This window comes from Glycomyces niveus (assembly GCF_017592475.1).
Classification (GTDB): Bacteria; Actinomycetota; Actinomycetes; order Mycobacteriales; family Micromonosporaceae; genus Glycomyces; species Glycomyces niveus.
Genome location: NZ_JAGFNP010000006.1, coordinates 121,312 through 138,593 on the forward strand (window position 1 = coordinate 121,312; position 17,282 = coordinate 138,593).

The following is a 17,282-nucleotide window of genomic DNA, read 5'->3' on the forward strand; positions in this document are numbered from 1 at the left end:
GCATGGAGCCGACCACCGCGGGACTCCTCGTCGATGTCGTGATCGTGCTGCTGGCGCTCCTGTTCGCCATCAACGGCTACCGCGAGGGCTTCATCGCCTCCGCGACCACGTTCATCGGCTTCCTCGGCGGGGCGATCCTCGGCATCAACCTCGCGCCGTTCGCCGCCGACTTCTACTCCGAGGCGCTCGCGAAGCTCATCGCCTCGCTCCTGGTCGTCTTCGCACTCGCCTTGGGCGGCATGGCACTCGCCACCTCCCTCGGTTACCGGCTCCGCAAGCGCCTGCGCCGCGACGGCTCCAAGCGCCTCGACCACCTCGCGGGCCCGATCGTCTCGGTCGCCGCGGTCCTCCTGGTCACCTGGGTCGCGGCCGCGCCGCTCGCGAACTCCTCGATGCCCGCCGTCGCCTCGGCCGTGCGCAACTCGAGCCTCGTGAGCGGCATCGACGAGTACATGCCCGAGGCCGTCAAAGGCGTCTACGAGTCGATGCGCGAATCGCTCAACACCTCCGGGATGCCGGACGTGTTCTCGGGCCTCGACCCGACCGAGGCCCGCTCGGTCGCGCCGCCCGACCCCGAGCTCGCCGCGTCCGGCGTGGTCGTGAACGCCGAGGACTCGGTCCTCAAGGTCCACGGCTCGGCGCCCTCGTGCGACCGCCAGATCGAGGGCTCCAGCTTCGTCTACGACGACGGCCTCGTGGCCACGAACGCGCACGTGGTCGCCGGCACCGACGACGTCCAGGTCGAGTCCGACGGCGACCTGTACGACGCCGAGGTCGTCGTCTTCGAGCCCGAGAAGGACCTCGCGATCCTTTCCGTGCCCGAGCTCGACGCCGCGCCGCTCCCGCTCCGGTCCGACACCGCCGCGTCCGGCGACGACGCGATCGTCCTCGGCTACCCGGCGGGCGGCCCGTACACGGCGACGGCCGCGCGCGTCCGCGAGGCCCGCATCGTCACCGGCCCGGACATCTACGACGCCGGCACCGTCACCCGCGAGGTCTACCAGCTCTACGCCCACATCATCGGCGGCAATTCCGGCGGCCCGCTGCTCAACCCCGCCGGCGAGGTGATCGGTGTCATCTTCGCCGCCGCGGTCGACGATCCCGAGACCGGATACGCGCTGACCATGGACGAGTCCGCGCCCGTCCTGGACGCGGGGCGCACCGCCTCGGGTCCGGTCGGCACCGGATCGTGCACGTGATCTGTGGGTTCCTGTGGGATTACGCCATTGCCTGGTACTGGGCGTGGCGTCACATTGCAGGTAGGCTGTACCGGTCGCTGTCGACGCTTTCCGTTTTCCGGAAGATAAACCCTGCTGAGACGGCGTGGTGAGTCTCTCGGGGTGACGCTCGGAACCGGCGGAACGCATTCATTCGGATACGAATGTCGATTTCGGCGTCTACGGTGCGCATGTGGATTTACGGGGGTCTCGCTCCCGCAATGCGGACAAGAGGCATAGACTCAGTACTTGCACTAGCGGTGCGTTGAAGAAAGGTGCGAACGGACATGGAAGATGTATTGGCCAGGGCCGCCCTGTTCAAGGGCGTAGACCCCGAAGCTGTCGAGTCGCTCATCAAAGAGATGGAGTACATCGACGTCAACAAGGGCCAGACCGTCTTCACCGAGAACGAGCCGGGTGACAGTCTGTACATCGTCATGTCCGGGAAGGTGAAGCTCGGCCGCCGCTCGGCCGACGGCCGCCAGAACCTGATCGCGGTCATGGGCCCGTCCGACATGGTCGGCGAGCTCGCGCTGTTCGACCCCGGTCCCCGCACCGCCACCGCCACCGCTCTCACCGACACCCGCCTGGCCCGCCTGTCGAAGACGGCGCTGCGCCCCTGGCTGGCCAACCGCCCCGAGATCGCCGAGCAGCTGCTCCGGGTGATAGCCCGCCGGCTGCGTCGCACCAACGACTCCATGGCTGACCTCATCTTCACCGACGTGCCCGGCCGTGTCGCGAAGGCCTTGCTGCACATGGCGAGCCGCTTCGGCACCCGCGACGGCGGCGTCCTGCGCGTCACCCACGACCTCACGCAGGAAGAGCTCGCCCAGCTGGTCGGCGCCTCCCGCGAGACCGTGAACAAGGCCCTCGCCGACTTCGCCGGCCGCGGCTGGCTGCGCCTGGACGGCAAGAGCGTCATCATCATGGACCCCGAGCGGTTGGCTCGGCGCGCCCGCGTGTAACGCTCACGGATGAACATTGAGGCCCCTGGCGATGCCGGGGGCCTTTCTACTTGCCCAGCTCGATGGGGTGATCCTTCGATCACGCCCCTTGGCCGATTCGACGTTCGCGGCCGCGCCCGTCTAGACTTCCGGTAACCATCCCGGAGTCTGCTGAAGGAGCGTTGTGGCAGGGCAACTGAACGTCGAAGTCGTAGCAGTCGACTCGAAGGTGTGGTCCGGCACGGCCAAGGCCGTGTACGCGCGCACCACCGAAGGCGAACTGGGCATTCTCCCGAAGCACCAGCCGCTGCTGGGCGAGCTGCGCGTCGACAGCACCGTACGGGTGCAGCCGGTCGACGGCGCCGAACTGGCCTGGAAGATCGAGGGCGGGTTCCTGTCGGTCACCACCGACGGCGTCACCATCCTCGCCGAGACCGCCGAGGCGGTCGCCCCCGCTTCGGCGTAGCGCATGCTGAAGGCACTGCTCGTCGTCGCCGCACTGGCGGCGGCCGTCGCGGTGTTCTTGGTGCTGACCTACGTCCGCCGCTCCTTCCTGTCCCGCTCGGGCTCGGTGGCCATGGCCGCCAGGCTCTCCCGGCACATGGAAGGGCGCGGCTGGGCCCCCGGCTTCGCCGTCTACGAGCGCGGCACGCTCCGCTGGTACCGGATGTTCTCCCTCGCGTTCGGCCCGCGCTACTCGCTCCTGCGCCACGACGTGCAGGTCTCCGAGCGCCGCAAGCCGGCCGGCCCCGAAGCGCAGATCTTCCCCCCGGAAGTGGCGATCCTGCGCTGCAAGAGCACGACCGGCGAGGTCGAGCTCGCGATGACCACCTCGGCGGTCACCGGCTTCCTCTCCTGGCTCGAAGCGGCCCCGCCCGGAGCCGAGTTCTACAGCGGCAGAGACTGAGACGGAACGCCTCCTCCGATTCCTCGGAGGAGGCGTTCCCGCTTTTTAAGCGGCCGGTTCGAGCGTCTTCGAGAACAGCGTGTTCCCGTCGAGGTCCTTGAGGGACACGTGGAACATCTCGGTCTCGGCGTCGATGCCGACCTCGCCGAAGAACTGGAAGCCCTGCGCGGGCGAGGTGTTCGCGGCCGGCGGCGCCTGCACGAACACCGCCTCCGGGCCGAAGGTCGCATCGAGCTTGTTGGGCCCGAACCCGCCCGCGTTGAGCGGCCCGGACACGAACTCCCAGAACGGGTCGAAGTCCTGGAACACGGCCCGGTCGGGGCTGTAGTGGTGGGCCGCGGTGTAGTGCACGTCCGCGGTCAGCCACACCATGTTCTTCACGCCCTCGCGCTTGGCGTACGAGAGCAGGTCCGCGATCTCGGTCTCGCGGCCGCCGGGCGCGCCGCCCTCGCCGTTCGAGACGCCTTCCTGCGCACCGGTCCCGTCGCCGACGACGAGCCCGACCGGCAGGTCCGCCGCGATCACCTTCCACGTCGCCTTCGAGCGGCGCAGTTCGCGCTTGAGCCACGCCAGCTGGGTCGCGCCGAGCACCTCGCCGGTCGCGCCGTCCGCGTCCGGGTTGGCGCTCTTGAAGGTCCGCATGTCGAGCACGAACACGTCGAGCAGCGGCCCGTACGCGATCCTCCGGTAGATCCGGCCCGCTTCGTCGGTCGCGCCGAACCCGCCGGGCGTGAACTCCGCGAACGCCTGCCGCGCCCGCGCGGCGAGCACGTCGACGCGCTTCTCGGTGTACTGCGGCAGCTCCAAGATCTCCCCGGGGTACCAGTTGTTGGTGACCTCGTGGTCGTCCCACTGGTTCACCATCGGCACCCGCGCCAAGTAAGCGCGCAGGTTCTCGTCCAAGAGGTTGTATTTGAACTGGCCGCGGTACTCGTCCAAGGTCTCGGCGACCTTGAGCTTCTCGTCCACGAGCGTGTTCTTCCACGTCGTGCCGTCCGGCAGCGCCACCGATTCGACGAGCGGGCCGTCGGCGTACACGAAGTCGCCCGAGCAGAGGAAGAAGTCCGGTTCGGCGTCGGCCATGGCCTGGAAGATCCGGTAGCCGCCGAAGTCGGGGTTGATCCCCCAGCCCTGACCGGCGAGGTCGCCCGACCATTGGAACGTGATGTCGGCGGGTTCGCAAGCGGCCGTGGTGAACGAGCCCTCAAGCGGCTCGGACTCCCGCTCGCCCTCGGCCCGCACGCGGTAGTGGTACCGCTGCCCGGGCCGCAGTCCCCTGAGCTTCACCTTCCCGGTGAAGTCGGTGGCCTCGGTGAGCGCCGGGCCGTCGATGACCCTGGCGTGCTTGAAGTCCGGGCGGGTCGCGAGCTCGACGCGCATCGCCGAGCCGCGGTCGGCGCGCGTCCACAGGATCGCGCCGCGGTCGGTCACGTCGCCGGACTGGACGCCGTGGGTGAGCTGGGGGCGCGAGGACGCGTACGAGATCCCGGGAGTCCCGAGAAGGATCGCGCCGCCCGCCCCGGCGGCCAGCAGCCGCCGCCGAGCAATCTGCACTGTCGTCTCCAATAACCGTGGGGTTCGTTGATCAAGCCTCACCCAACCAGCCGCGGACGAAGCAGCAGTGGCGCTGAGGTGAACAAAGAAGGCCCCGCTCCCCGGTCGGCTTTCGCCGTGGTGTTGCCGGGGAGCGGGGCGGGTGTGCGGTTCAGGCGCCGATCCTGGGGAAGGGCTTGGTCGAGAAGACCACTTCCACCGGGACTTCGAAGTACTCGGCGAGTTTCAGGGCGAGGTGGAGGCTCGGGCTGTATTCGCCGCGTTCGAGGTAGCCGACGGTCTGGTAGTGGACGCCGAGCGCGTCGGCCAGCTGCCGCCGCGAGACGCCCCGCTCGGCGCGCAGCATCGCGATCCGGTTGTAGACCTCGTCCCCCGCCACGGCTCGATCACCAGTCCCTCTGCATGTCGGCCCGGCGCGCCGCCACCGCCGAACCCGATTCGCGCCGCGACATCCGCCGCAGCAGCCTGGGCGCCAACGCCATCGAGGCCACGGCCCACAGCGCGAGCACGGCGAACATGGTAGCGGTGCGCCACTCGCCGCCGATCTCCACCGCCGCCATGGCGTCCGGCAGCAGCGCGTGCCGCATCCCCAGGCCCATCCAGTAGATCGGGAAGACCTGCCCGATCCCCTGCAGCCAGCCCGGCAGCGCCGTGATCGGGTAGAAGATCCCCGAGATCGCGACCAGGCCCATGACCGGGAAGATCACGAGGCCCATGTTGCGCGGGTTGTCGATGATCGCCCCGAGCACGGCGCCGATCGGCAGCGCCGCGATGATCCCCATGAGCAGCACGGCGATGAACAGCAGCCACCGGTCGGGGGTTCCGAACTCGAGGCCGTCGAACAGCGGCAGGCCCACGGCGAGCAGCGCGACGACGGTGACGCCGATGAACATCGCGGTCGACAGGAGGTGCCCGACGAGGTAGCCGGTCATACCCCCGGGCATCGACTTGGCGCGCAGGAGCGTGCCGTTGGTGCGGTCCATCGCGAGCGCGCCGACCATCGCGGTGATGCCGCCGAAGACGACGTTCATGCCGATGAGGCTCGGCATGTTCATGGCGCCCAAGGACACCGGTGCGCCCTCGAAGTCGGCGCGCTGCATGAAGAGCAGCACGACGATCGCGATGCCGGTGGGCATGAGGAACCCCATCAGGTCCCCCGGGGACGTCAGCGAGACCTTCGTCTCGATCAGCGCCCGCTTCCAGCCGGTCCGGTACTCGTGGAGGGTGTTGGTGCTCATCGGTGACCTCTCTCTTGGCGAAGCTTGCGGGCCATAAGTTGGCGAGGAAGGCGTCGACGGCGGTCGCGGTCTCCCCGGCCTCGAACTTGGCGACCAGTTCCAGGTAGGCGTCTTCGAGGCTGGCGCGGTGGATCTCGAGCTCGGTGACCTTGCCGTCGTCGGTGGCGAGGAGCTTGCGGACGAAGTCGGTGGCGTCCTCGGTCGCGTGGATCTGGAGCCGCCCGTCCTGGATCCACTTCACTTCGGCCGTGGTCGAAGCGGCGCGCGCGAGCTGGTCGGGCGAGCCGTCGGCGATGATGCGCCCGCCCGCGAGGATGAGGATCCGCTCGGCGAGCTTCTCGGCCTCGTCGAGGTCGTGGGTGGTGAGCAGGATCGTGGTGCCGTCGAGGTCGGTGAGCCGGTGGATGAGCTCGTGGAACTCGCGGCGCGCGTGCGGGTCGAAGCCCGTGGTCGGCTCGTCCAGGAACAGCAGCGCGGGCCGGCCGATGATGCCGAGGGCCACGTCGAGGCGGCGACGCTGGCCTCCGGAGAGGGTCTGCACGCGCTGCCCGGCCTGCGCGGTGAGGCCGACGAGTTCGAGCAGTTCGCCGGCGCCCCAGGGCTCGGCGTAGGGCCGGTAGTACTCGGCGAAGTGGGCGACGATGTCGCGCACCTTCCATTTGCCGTTGTCGCGCCATTCCTGGAGGACGACGCCGAGCTGCGCGCGCCAGGCCTCGCCGCCGGTGGCCGGGTCGGTGCCGAGGACCTTCACGTCACCGGCGGAGCGGGCGCGGAAGCCTTCGAGGATCTCGATCGTGGTGGTCTTGCCGGCGCCGTTGGGGCCGAGGAGGGCGGTGACACCGCCGGGTTCGATCTCGAGGTCGAGCCCGGTGAGCACGTCTTTGTCGCCGTAGCGCATCCGCAGGTCGGACACGGCGATGGCGGGCCCGTCGTAAGCCGGGGGGTGTCCCATGGTCAACTCTCCGCAGTAGCAGTTCGTTCGTTGATAGCACACATACTACATATCGCCGTAGAACTCCGCCATCCCATAACGACGAGGGCCGCCCACCTGCTGGTGGGCGGCCCTCGCGGTGCGGAGAGTGAGGTCTAGGTCCGGCGCTTCTCGCCCGAGCGGGCGAGCACGCGCTGCAGCAGGATGAACGCCAGGAGCAGCACGCCCATCGCGATGCGCGCCCACCACGAGGACAGGTCCCCCTGGAAGGCGATCAGGGTGTTGAGCAGGCCCCACACCATGACCCCGGCGACGGTGCCGAGCACGAAGCCGGCGCCGCCGGTGAGCAGCGTCCCGCCGATGACGACGGCGGCGATCGCGTCGAGTTCGGCGCCGACGTTGGCGAGCGGGTTGGCGCTCTTGGTGCCCATGGCGGCCATGACGCCGGCGAGGGCCGCGCAGAACCCGCTGACGGCGTACACGCCGATCTTGGTGCGCGCCACGGGAAGGCCCATGAGCAGCGCGGACTGCTCGGAGCCGCCGACGGCGTACACGCCGCGCCCGAAGCGCGTGTAGTGCAGCACCACGAACGCCACGATCACGACGGCGAAGGCCACGAACGAGAGGTTCGGCAGCCAGAACCCGCCGGTGCGGATCTTCCCGACCTCGACGAGGTGCTCCATGCCCCAGTGGAAGAACTGGATGTCGCGCATGGAGACGTCGGTGTCGGAGATCTGCAGCGTCAGGCCGCGGAAAAGGAAGAGCCCCACCAGGGTCGCGATGAACGGCTGCACGTTGAAGTAGTGGATCACCGCGCCGATCCCGAGGCCCCAGAGCGTGCCGAAGGCGAGCACGAGCCCGACCACGAGCGGGGCGCTGAGCCCGGCGTCGACGGTGAGCCAGGCGCAGCACATCGTCGAGAACGCCATCACCGAGCCCACGGAGAGGTCGATGCCGCCCGAGAGGATCACGAACGTCATGCCGACGGCGATGATCAGGAGCGGGGCGTTGTCGATGAACAGCTTCGCGACGACCTGCGGGCTGTCGAACTTCGGGAAGCTGGCGATCCCGCCGAGGTACAGCACGAGCAGCAGCGCCACGGTGGCGCCGATCGGGATGTACCTGGTGACGCCGTCGAACAGCGTCGAGCGCGCGGGTCGCTCCGTCAGCGTTTGCGTGCTCATTTCGCCGCGACCTCCTTGGCGGGCGCGGGGGCCGCGGGCCTCCGCTTGAACGGCTTGAGGATCCAGCCCCGGAACTCGGGGCTCTGCAGCAGCGCGACGACGAAGACGACGATGGCCTTCGCGGTGAACTGCCACTGGCTGGAGAGGCCGACGTTGATGATCGTGTCCTCGAGCGTGCCGATGATGACGACGCCGATCGCGGTGCCCAGCAGGTAGAACCGGCCGCCGAGCAGCGCGGTGCCGCCGATGACCACGGCGAGGATCGCGTCGAGCTCGATCCACAGGCCGCCGTTGTTGGCGTCGGCGCTGCCGAGGTTGGCCGCGCCGATGAGACCGGCGAGGCCGGCGCACAGCCCGCACACGAGGTACACCAGGACGGTGATGCCCTTGGCGCGGATGCCCGCGAGGCGGCTCGCCTCGGGGTTGCCGCCCACCGATTCGAGCAGCATCCCGAGCGCGGTGCGGCGCGTGAGCAGCGCGAGCGCGACGAGCATGAGCACGGCGATGACGATCGGCAGCGGGACCGTGAAGAGCTCCCCGCGGCCCAGCTGCGTGAACGGGCTCGAGTCCTCGACCTTCGGGATCTGCCCGCCGGTGACGAGCTGCGCGATGCCGCGCCCGGCGATCATGAGGATGAGTGTGGCGACGATCGGCTGGATGCCGAAGTACGCCACCATGGTCCCGTTCCACGCGCCGATCACGGCGGTGACGACGAGCGCGAGCGCGATGGCGGAGAAGATGAGCCCGGCCGCGGACTGGTCGGGCGCGTCGATGATCATCTGGCAGGCGATGGCCGCCCCGATCGCGTACACCGCGCCGACCGAGAGGTCGATGCCCTTGGTGGCGATCACGAGCGTCATGCCGAGCGCGATGAGCAGCAGCGGCGCCGAGCGCCGCAGGATGTTGACGAACGCGCCGGAGAGGCGGCCGTCGTTGACGTGCGGCACGATGAAGTCGAAGCCGGTGACGCTGACGTTGATGACGATGAGCGCCACCAGGACGAGCACCGGCCACATGAGCCGTTTGGCGTAACTACTCATTGCCGTGCCCCCCGGCCACGATCGTGTCGACGATCTTCTCGGTCGTCATGTCCGCCTCGGCTTCGAGCACCGCGATGAGCTCCCGGTCGCGCAGGACCGCGATCCGGTCAGACAGGCGCGTGACCTCGTCGAGCTCGGCGGAGACGAACAGCACCGACATGCCGTCCGCCGACAGCTCGGCGACGAGCTTCTGGATGTCGGCCTTCGCGCCCACGTCGATGCCGCGCGTGGGCTCGTCGAGGATGAGCAGCTTCGGCTCGATGAGCATCCAGCGGGCGAGCAGCACCTTCTGCTGGTTGCCGCCGGAGAGGTTCTTGACGGGCATGTCCGGGTTCGCCGGGCGGATGTCGAGCTTCTCGATGAACTCGGCCACCAGCTTGTCGCGGCGGGCCACCGGAATCGACCGGGCCCACCCGCGCGACGCCTGCATCGCCAGGATCATGTTCTCGGCGACCGTCAGGTCCCCTACGAGCCCTTCGGTCTTGCGGTTCTCCGGGCAGTACGCGATCCCGCGCGCCGAAGCGGTGCGCGGGTTGTGGAACCCGGTCGCTTCGCCGTCGAAGACCAGCGAGCCCGAGTCGGCGCGGTCGGCGCCGGCGATGAGCCGCACCGTCTCCGTGCGCCCCGAGCCGAGCAGCCCGGCCAGGCCCACGACCTCGCCGCGGCGCACCTCCAGGTCGTACGGCGCGATGGAGCCCTTGCGGCCCAGGCCCGTCGCCTGCACCAGCGGCGCCTCGTCCTCGACGTGGTGCGCGGCGGCAGTGCGCTCGATCTGCTCGAGCGTGGCGGCCTCGCGGCCGAGCATGTGCCCGATGAGCGCGTTCTCCGGCAGGTCCGCGGTGGCCCACTCGCCGACGAGCTGGCCGTTGCGCAGCACCGTCATCCGGTCGCAGATCTCGTAGACCTGGTCGAGGAAGTGCGAGATGAACACCATCGCGGTGCCGTTCTCGGCCAGGCGGCGCATGACCCCGAGGAGCACCGCGACTTCGTCGCGGTCGAGCGAGGAGGTCGGCTCGTCGAGGATGAGGACCTTGGCCTCGATGTCGACGGCGCGGGCGATCGCCACGAGCTGCTGCATCGCGATCGAGTACGACGACAGCGGCGCGGCGACGTTGAGGTCGATCCCGATGTCGTCCAGGAGTGCCTTCGCCTTGCGTCGCATGGCGCGGAAGTTGATGAACGGGCCGAGGCGCGGCTCGCGCCCGGCGAAGAGGTTCTCGGCCACCGACAGGTTGTCGGTGAGGTTGACCTCTTGGTAGACCGTGGAGATCCCGGCGGCCTGGGCCGCGCCCGGGCTGTGGAACCGGACCGGCCTCCCGTCGAGCAGGATCTCGCCGGCGTCCGGGTGGTGGACGCCCGTGAGCACCTTGATCAGAGTGGACTTCCCGGCGCCGTTCTCCCCCATGACGGCGTGGATCTCTCCTGGCCTGAGGGTGAAGTCAACGCCGTCGAGGGCGCGGACACCGGTGAAGTCCTTCCTGATCCCGGTCATCTGGACGATCGGGTCGTCAGACATGGGATTGGACCTTCGCTGTGGGGTTGGAAGACGCTTGAGTGGAAAGGTCCGGGCGGGCCGCTATGACCCGCCCGGACCTCGGTGATGCCGCTTAGAACTGGCGGTTCGGGAGCTCGGCCTCGAACTGGGTGGCGTCGAAGACGCCCTCCTCGACCGGCGTGAACTTCTCGACCTCGTCGCCGTTCACGACCGACTCGACGACGTCCATGAGCTGGTCGCCGAAGGCGGGGTTGCACTCGACGATGTAGTTGACCTTGCCGTCGACACCGGCCTGGAAGCCGGCCTTCGAGCCGTCCACGATGATGATCTGGATGTCCTGGCCCGGGACCTTGCCGGCCTCCTCGATGGCCTGGATCGCGCCGAGGCCCATCTCGTCGTTGTGGGCGTACAGCAGGTCGATGCCGTCGAGACCGTGGGTCGTGATGAAGGTCTCCATGACCGCCTTGCCCTCTTCGGCGGTGAAGTTGCCCGACTGGGAGTCGACGATCTCGTAGTTCAGGCCCTCGGCGTCGAGCACCTCGAAGAAGCCCGACTTGCGGTCGTTCGCCGGGGCGGAGCCGGTGGTGCCCTGGAGCTCGAGGATCTTGGTGCCGTCGGCGTCGTCGGCGAACGTCTCGGCCGCCCACGCGCCGGCCTTGCGGCCCTCTTCGGCGAAGTCGGAGCCCAGGCGGGTCACGTACAGGTCCTCGTCGGCGGCTTCGACGCCGCGGTCGGCGAGGATCACCGGGATCTCGGCGTCGGCCGCTTCCTGGAGCACGTCGGTCCAGCCGGTCTCGACCACGGGTGCCAGGACGATGGCGTCAACCTGCTGGGTGATGAAGTCGCGGACCGCGGCGATCTGCTTCTCCTGCTCCTGCTGAGCGTCGACGAACTTGAGTTCGTGGCCGGCGGCCTCGGCCGCGGCCTGGATCGAGGCCGAGTTGGCGGTACGCCAAGCGGACTCGGCGCCGACCTGGGCGAAGCCGATGACAAGGCCGTCGCCACCGCCGTCGCCCGAGTCGTCACCACCGCCGCCGCAGGCGGTCAGTCCGAAGAGGAGTGCACCGGCGCCGATGCCGGCGAGAGCTTTCTTGAACACGTTGGGGGTCGCCTTTCAAGCGTGTTGAATCTGAGGGTTTTGGATATTTGCGTGAACGCATGTTACCGCTCATATCCTCACCTGTGTTACCGGTCTCGTCAAGCCGTAAAGCAGCTGTAAAGCGGTAACGATTCAGCAACACGCCGATGAAATCGCAGCGTAGATAGCGATTTCAGGCCTGCGATCCGCGCGGCTTCCACAGCACGTCCCCGCCCGGGTTCGCACCCTCGGCGCTGCTTGCGAGCCGTCGGTTTGCGCAGCGGGCGAGCACGAACAGCAGGTCCGAGAGCCGGTTCAAGTACGTCACCGGCACCGGATGCGTGGTGTCCGGCTCGGCCTCGAGGAGGGCCCATGTGTTCCGCTCGGCCCGCCGCGCCACCGTGCACGCCTGGTGCAGCAGGGCCGCGCCCGGGGTCCCGCCGCGCAGGATGAACGACCGCAGCGCCTCCAGGTCGGCGTTGCACTCGTCGATCCAGCCCTCGAGCCGGGTCACGTAGGAGTCGTCGATCCGCAGCGGCGGGTACTTCGGGGCCTCCGACACCGGCGTCGAGAGGTCCGCGCCCACGTCGAACAGGTCGTTCTGGACCGCGAGCAGGATCTCCCGCTCCCGCTCCCCGATCTCCCCCGTCTGCAGGGCGAGCGCCGCGCCGATGACCGCGTTGGCCTCGTCCACGTCGCCGTAGGCCGCGAGCCTGACATGCGTCTTCGGGACGCGGGAGAAGTCGGCGAGCCCGGTCGTGCCGTCGTCGCCCGTCTTCGTATAAATCCTGGTGAGATTGACCGCCATGCACCGACCATATAGCCTCGCCCCATGGCAACAGTCACGGTAATCGGTTCGGGACTCATGGGTTCCGGGATCGCGCAGGTCACGAGCCTGGGCGGTTGGGACGTCAGGTTGATCGACACTGACGCGGGCGCGCTCGACCGCGCGCGGGCGGCGATCCGCGGTTCACTCGACCGCTTCGTCGCCAAAGAGAAGGTGACGGCGGAGGACGCCGAGGCCGCCCAGGCCCGGATCACCGTCGCCCACGACATCGAAGCGGCCGCCGGTTCACAGATCTGTGTCGAGGCGGTCTTCGAGCGCCTCGACGTCAAGAAGGAGGTCTTCCGCAAGCTCTCGGCGGTCTGCACCCCCGAGACGGTCCTCGCGACCAACACCTCGGCCATCCCGATCACGGAGATCGCCGCCGCCGCAACGCATCCCGAACGGGTCGTCGGCACCCACTTCTTCTCGCCCGTGCCCATGATGCAGCTCTGCGAGCTCGTGCGCGGCCTCCACACCAGCGACGAGGCGCTCGACGCCGCCCGCCGCTTCGCCGAGTCCGCCGGGAAGACCTGCGTCGTCGTCAACCGCGACGTCGCCGGGTTCGCGACCACGCGCCTCATCTGCGCCCTCGTGAACGAGGCGGCCCGCCTCGTCGAGGACGGGGTCATCTCCGCCGAGGACCTCGACACCGCCTGCCGGCTCGGCTTCGGCCACCCGATGGGCCCGCTCGCCACCGCCGACCTCACCGGCATCGACGTCATCACGCACGCGACAGAGAACATCTACGAGGACACCGCGGACCCGCAGTTCTTCCCGCCCGCGCTGCTGCGCCGCCTCGTCGCGGCGGGCGAGATCGGCCGCAAGAGCGGCAAGGGCTTCTACGACTACAGCGAGTTATCCACAGGCCTGTGGACAACGAGGAACGGCGCGGACCCGCAGGTCCGCGCCGTTCTCCGTTGTCTGCTAGTTCGCGATGATCGTCGCGCGCGCCGGGGCGAGGACCTTCTCGCCCGCGCTGGTCGCGGTGATCGCGATCTCGACGGTGTCCCCCTCGGCCTTGCGCACCTTGCCCTCGACCTCGACGGCGGTGCCGCCCGCGGGCACGACCACGGGCTTGGCGAACCGGGTGGAGAACTCGGTGATCCGGGCGTCGACGCCGGCGGCGGCGAGCCATTCGAGGATCGCCCGGGAGACCAGGCCCATGGTGTACATGCCGTGGGCGATCACGTCGGGGAGCCCGGCCGCTTTCGCGGCGGCCTCGTCGAGGTGGATCGGGTTGTCGTCCCCGGAGGCGTCGGCGTACCGCTGGAGGTCCGCCCGCTCGACGGGGAACGAGGTGGTGAAGACGACCTGGCCGACTTCGAGCTCGGGCTTCATCACTGCGGGTCTCCCGCCACGAACAGGGTGGTCCACACCTCGGCGACCAGCCCGGCTTCGTCGGCCACGTCGGTGCGCAGCGCGAGGAGGTCGTTCCCGGCGACGGTCTTGATCGACTCGATGGTCGAGGCGCACGTCACGGCGGCGCCGGCCCGCAGTTCGCGGTGGTACGCGAAACGCTGCTCGCGGTGCAGGACGCGGCTCCAGTCGAGCCCGAATTCGGGGTCCTCAACAAGCCGCTCCGCCGCGGGCAGCGTGAGCGAGATCAAGAACGTAGGCGGAACCGTCCCGTCGTCGGCCAGGCCGAGGGCCTGGGCGAAACGGGTCACCGAAGCCGGGGTGATCTGCACCGGTTCAGTGGGCGGCAAGGACCTGCCTGCGTACGAAGTGTTGAGCATGTACCGCGAAAGTGGGGTTAGCGGGTCTCTTTGTGGACCCGCGAGACCTTGCACTTGGGGCAGTACTTCTTGAGCTCGAGCCGGTCGGGGTGGTTCCGACGGTTCTTCTTCGTGACGTAGTTGCGCTCCTTGCACTCCACGCACGCCATGGTGATCTTGGGGCGGACGTCAGTAGCCTTGGCCACGATGAGTGCCTTCCTCTAGCTCGGACCGCCGGGATGACGGGCCGCTGAACAAAACAAAGCGCCAACCAGCGTATCTCAATGGTTGACGCTTTACAAAGTAGCGATGGGCAGGATCGAACTGCCGACACAACGATTATGAGTCGTTTGCTCTACCACTGAGCTACACCGCCGTGCGCTCACTGCCTACAGATTGGCTCTGTGTGAGCAGTACAGCACTCGAATGGTTCCTGAGTGCTTCCGAGCCCCCTTACGGAATCGAACCGTAGACCTTCTCCTTACCATGGAGACGCTCTGCCGACTGAGCTAAGGGGGCGTTCGCGAGGCTTCCCTCGCGGCCTTGACAAGAGTACATGACGGGCCGCCCAGATCGAACGCGGGGGCGGCCCTGCGGTGCGGGCCACAACAGGGCGGCTAGACCGCCCGCAGGCGGGCCCGGCCGGTGCCGCCGCCCTGATGTTCCAGCCACGCCGCGAACCGGTCGGCGGGCAGCGGCCGCGAGAAGTAGTAGCCCTGGCCGGCCTCGCAGTGGAGCTCGCGCAGCTGCTCGACGGTCTGGTGCGCCTCGATGCCCTCGGCGACGACGTCGATCGCGAAGTGCCGGGCGAGTCCCAGGACCGCCTCCACGATCGCGCGATCGTCCGCGTCGGTGGCCATGCCCTGCACGAACCGCAGGTCGATCTTGATCTCCTGCACCGGCAGCCGCCGCAGGTACGCGAGCGAGGAGTACCCGGTGCCGAAGTCGTCCACGGACAGGCGCACGCCCATCTCGTGCAGCCGGTCGAGCGCGGGGGTGAGCAGCGGCTCGCCCGAGACCACGTCGTCCTCGGTGATCTCGAACGTGAGCCGGCCGGCCGGGACGCCGTGCCGTTCCAGGAGCGCCGCGACCTTGTCCGGGAAGTCCGCGTCCGCGAGGGTGCGCGGCGAGAGGTTCACCGCCATCGGCAGCGGCCCGTCGTCGCCGGCCCATTCGGCCGAGCGGCGCAGGGCCTCGTCGAGGACGGTCTCGGTGAGGTGCCCGAGCTGGCCGGTGGAACCGGCGATCGGGATGAACTCCTCGGGGGCCACGAGCCCGAACGTCGGGTGCGGCCACCGCACGAGCGCCTCGGCGCCGATCACCGCGCCGGGGTCGTCCAGGGCCCGGTCCAGGCGGACCTTCGGCTGGAAGTGCACTTCGAGCTGGCCCCGGTCGAGGGCCTTGCGCAGGTCGGCGGCGAGGCCGATGCGGCGCAGGCTCTCGGATTCGAGGCCGGAGTGGTAGAGCTGCACGCCGTCGGCGGCGTTCTTGGCCTGCCGGGTCGCGCCGTCGGCGCGCTTGAGGATCTCGTCGGCGTCGGCTGCGAAGTCCGGGTGCGTGACCACGCCCACGGCCGCCGAGAGACCGACGGACACGCCGCCGACCTCGAACGGCCCCTGCACGGCCGCCCGCAGCCGCCGGGCGGTGTCGAGCGCCTCGTCCGTGGACGCCAGGCGGGTCTGGAGGATGAACTCGTCGGAGTCGATGCGGCCGAGGAAGGACGCGGCGGGCGCGTGGTCCTGGAGCCGCTTGGCGAACTCCTTGAGCGCGGTGTCGCCGGCCTCGTGGCCGAGCGCGTCGTTGATCTCGTGCAGCGAGTCCACATCGAACATGAACACCGCCACGACCTCGTTCGGGACGGTGATCGACAGGGCCTCCTGGAGCGCCGCCAAGGACCGGCGGCGGCTGGGGAGGCCGGTGAGCGGGTCGTGGTAGGCGTCGTAGCGCAGCTGGTCGACCAGGCGCGAGTTGTCGACGGCGATGCTCACGTGCGCGGCGACGGTCTCCAAGAGCTGCAGGTCCACGGGGAGGAACGTCGACATCTCGCCGCCGATGCGGTCGGCGACCGAGAGGCAGCCGTACACCTCGTCGCCCGAGCGCAGCGGCACGAGTATCGCGCTGCGCAGCCCGCCCGCTTCGAGCACGGCCCGCTGCTCGCGGCTGCCGTGGCGCGGCCCGATGAGCGTGGGCCCGCCGCTGGCGATGACGGCCTGCTGGAGCGCCTCGGGCACCGGGTCGAGGTCGGTGAGGCCCACGTCGTCCACAGAGGAGGTGAGCCGGATCTCCGGGTAGCGGCCCTCGGCCGGCACCCACACGGTCGCCGACTCGGCGGCGAAGATCTCGCGCAGCCGCCCCAGCGTCGCGTCGATGAGCCGGTTGGAGCGCACGGAGTCGGCCACGAGCTGCGTGAAGTTGTTGAGCTCGTCGAGGATCTGCCGCTGCCTTCGCAGCTTCATGTAGCTGCGGGCCAGGCCGATCGTGGTGAGCATGAGGATCACGATCGGGATCGCCGACCACGGCGTGGCCTCGAGCATGATGAGGATCATCAGGCCGACCGAGGCGGCCATGATCGGCCCGATGAACGTGAGCGCGAACCCCGACCAGGCCTTGAGCATGCTCGTCCAGCCGTTGAGGATGAACAGCATGAGCGACAGGAGCACCGTCGTCATGAGCCCGGCCGCGCACACGCCGAGGACGGCGACGAGCCAGGTGCGCGGGTCGTGCCCGGCGCCCAGCCCGGCGTACTCGGCGACCGCGACGGCCGAAGCGGCGCCGAGGGTCGACATGCCCACGTTGAAGATCGGCTTGAGCGGGCCGACGTCGGAGCGGATGTACCTGCCCGCGAAGAAGATCAGCGAGGAGATGAGGCGGGCCAGGATCACCGCGAACGGCGGCAGGTAGAACAGCGCCAGCACCAGTGGGATGTCCGCGAGGTTGAACGCGATGCGGTGCTGGCGGAAGTGCTGGATCACCTGGAGGTTCTGGGCGACCACGAAGGCCGCCACGAATGTGGCGGCCTCCAGGTAAGGCAGTTGCTCCGGGGTCCACGTCAGTACGAGCGCGGCGGCGACGGCGACGAGCATGAGCCCGTTCAGCGTCCACGCGAGCGCACTGAAGATCCGAGGGTGCAGTTCGCGGATCACCGATGAGCTA

At 69.1% G+C, this 17,282-nt stretch carries 16 protein-coding genes, 2 tRNA genes and 2 pseudogenes; 5 read left to right on the plus strand and 15 right to left on the minus strand.

Features of this window, described 5'->3' with window-relative positions; genetic code table 11:
- Positions 1-2 precede the first annotated feature (2 nt).
- The 4 genes from J5V16_RS13075 (at position 3) to J5V16_RS13090 (ending at position 3,068) form a co-directional block, all read left to right on the plus strand.
- Positions 3-1,199 (plus strand): MarP family serine protease, encoded by a 1,197-nt coding sequence (locus tag J5V16_RS13075; RefSeq protein WP_208496723.1) that lies wholly within the window; start codon positions 3-5, stop codon positions 1,197-1,199.
- Positions 1,200-1,504: 305 nt separating this feature from the next.
- Positions 1,505-2,182: a Crp/Fnr family transcriptional regulator gene (locus J5V16_RS13080; RefSeq protein WP_030144656.1), complete on the plus strand. Its 678-nt coding sequence runs from the start codon at positions 1,505-1,507 to the stop codon at positions 2,180-2,182.
- 163 nt (positions 2,183-2,345) lie between these two features.
- Positions 2,346-2,627, plus strand: a complete 282-nt coding sequence (locus J5V16_RS13085) for a F0F1 ATP synthase subunit epsilon (protein WP_208496724.1) — start codon at positions 2,346-2,348, stop codon at positions 2,625-2,627.
- Positions 2,628-2,630: 3 nt separating this feature from the next.
- Positions 2,631-3,068, plus strand: a complete 438-nt coding sequence (locus J5V16_RS13090) for a DUF2550 domain-containing protein (protein WP_208496725.1) — start codon at positions 2,631-2,633, stop codon at positions 3,066-3,068.
- 45 nt (positions 3,069-3,113) lie between these two features.
- On the opposite strand, the gene J5V16_RS13095 is transcribed toward J5V16_RS13090, so the two are convergent.
- The 9 genes and pseudogenes from J5V16_RS13095 to J5V16_RS13135 all read right to left on the minus strand — a co-directional run bounded on the left by J5V16_RS13095 (position 3,114) and on the right by J5V16_RS13135 (position 12,396).
- Complete coding sequence (locus tag J5V16_RS13095; protein WP_307792952.1) at positions 3,114-4,622, minus strand: alkaline phosphatase D family protein; 1,509 nt, start codon at positions 4,620-4,622, stop codon at positions 3,114-3,116.
- Between the two features lie 151 nt (positions 4,623-4,773).
- Positions 4,774-4,968 (minus strand): helix-turn-helix transcriptional regulator, encoded by a 195-nt coding sequence (locus tag J5V16_RS13100; RefSeq protein ID WP_205324374.1) that lies wholly within the window; start codon positions 4,966-4,968, stop codon positions 4,774-4,776.
- A gap of 40 nt (positions 4,969-5,008) precedes the next feature.
- Positions 5,009-5,860 carry an ABC transporter permease gene (locus J5V16_RS13105; protein ID WP_208496727.1) on the minus strand — a complete coding sequence of 284 codons (852 nt, stop codon included), beginning with the start codon at positions 5,858-5,860 and terminating at the stop codon, positions 5,009-5,011.
- Between the two features lie 73 nt (positions 5,861-5,933).
- Positions 5,934-6,812 (minus strand): annotated as a pseudogene (locus J5V16_RS25735) (ABC transporter ATP-binding protein); the annotation flags it as partial.
- 134 nt (positions 6,813-6,946) lie between these two features.
- Positions 6,947-7,975 carry an ABC transporter permease subunit gene (locus J5V16_RS13115; protein WP_208496729.1) on the minus strand — a complete coding sequence of 343 codons (1,029 nt, stop codon included), beginning with the start codon at positions 7,973-7,975 and terminating at the stop codon, positions 6,947-6,949.
- Complete coding sequence (locus J5V16_RS13120; protein WP_208496730.1) at positions 7,972-9,015, minus strand: ABC transporter permease; 1,044 nt, start codon at positions 9,013-9,015, stop codon at positions 7,972-7,974. The genes J5V16_RS13115 and J5V16_RS13120 overlap by 4 nt, the downstream gene beginning before the upstream one ends.
- The gene (locus J5V16_RS13125; protein ID WP_208496731.1) at positions 9,008-10,531 is read right to left on the minus strand and encodes a sugar ABC transporter ATP-binding protein; all 1,524 of its coding nucleotides are present in this window, start codon (positions 10,529-10,531) and stop codon (positions 9,008-9,010) included. Before J5V16_RS13125 ends, J5V16_RS13120 begins: the two co-directional genes overlap by 8 nt.
- Positions 10,532-10,622: 91 nt before the next feature.
- Positions 10,623-11,609, minus strand: coding sequence for an ABC transporter substrate-binding protein (locus tag J5V16_RS13130; RefSeq protein ID WP_208496732.1), 987 nt, complete (start codon positions 11,607-11,609; stop codon positions 10,623-10,625).
- Positions 11,610-11,781: 172 nt separating this feature from the next.
- Positions 11,782-12,396 (minus strand): cob(I)yrinic acid a,c-diamide adenosyltransferase, encoded by a 615-nt coding sequence (locus J5V16_RS13135; RefSeq protein WP_208496733.1) that lies wholly within the window; start codon positions 12,394-12,396, stop codon positions 11,782-11,784.
- 24 nt (positions 12,397-12,420) lie between these two features.
- Between J5V16_RS13135 and J5V16_RS13140 the strand changes: the two are divergent.
- Positions 12,421-13,263 (plus strand): annotated as a pseudogene (locus J5V16_RS13140) (3-hydroxyacyl-CoA dehydrogenase family protein); the annotation flags it as partial.
- Between the two features lie 75 nt (positions 13,264-13,338).
- Here the strand turns inward: J5V16_RS13140 and J5V16_RS13145 are convergent.
- The 6 genes from J5V16_RS13145 to J5V16_RS13170 form a co-directional block, all read right to left on the minus strand.
- Complete coding sequence (locus J5V16_RS13145; RefSeq protein WP_208496874.1) at positions 13,339-13,752, minus strand: MaoC/PaaZ C-terminal domain-containing protein; 414 nt, start codon at positions 13,750-13,752, stop codon at positions 13,339-13,341.
- Complete coding sequence (locus J5V16_RS13150; RefSeq protein WP_208496734.1) at positions 13,752-14,102, minus strand: FAS1-like dehydratase domain-containing protein; 351 nt, start codon at positions 14,100-14,102, stop codon at positions 13,752-13,754. The genes J5V16_RS13145 and J5V16_RS13150 overlap by 1 nt, the downstream gene beginning before the upstream one ends.
- A 65-nt stretch (positions 14,103-14,167) precedes the next feature.
- Positions 14,168-14,338, minus strand: coding sequence for a 50S ribosomal protein L33 (rpmG, locus tag J5V16_RS13155; protein ID WP_208496875.1), 171 nt, complete (start codon positions 14,336-14,338; stop codon positions 14,168-14,170).
- A 95-nt stretch (positions 14,339-14,433) separates the two neighbouring features.
- A tRNA-Met gene (locus tag J5V16_RS13160) sits at positions 14,434-14,505 on the minus strand.
- Positions 14,506-14,575: 70 nt separating this feature from the next.
- Positions 14,576-14,648: transfer RNA gene (locus J5V16_RS13165), tRNA-Thr, on the minus strand.
- Positions 14,649-14,746: 98 nt separating this feature from the next.
- On the minus strand, positions 14,747-17,272 hold the full coding sequence (locus J5V16_RS13170) for a putative bifunctional diguanylate cyclase/phosphodiesterase (protein ID WP_208496735.1): 2,526 nt from the start codon (positions 17,270-17,272) through the stop codon (positions 14,747-14,749).
- Positions 17,273-17,282 lie beyond the last annotated feature (10 nt).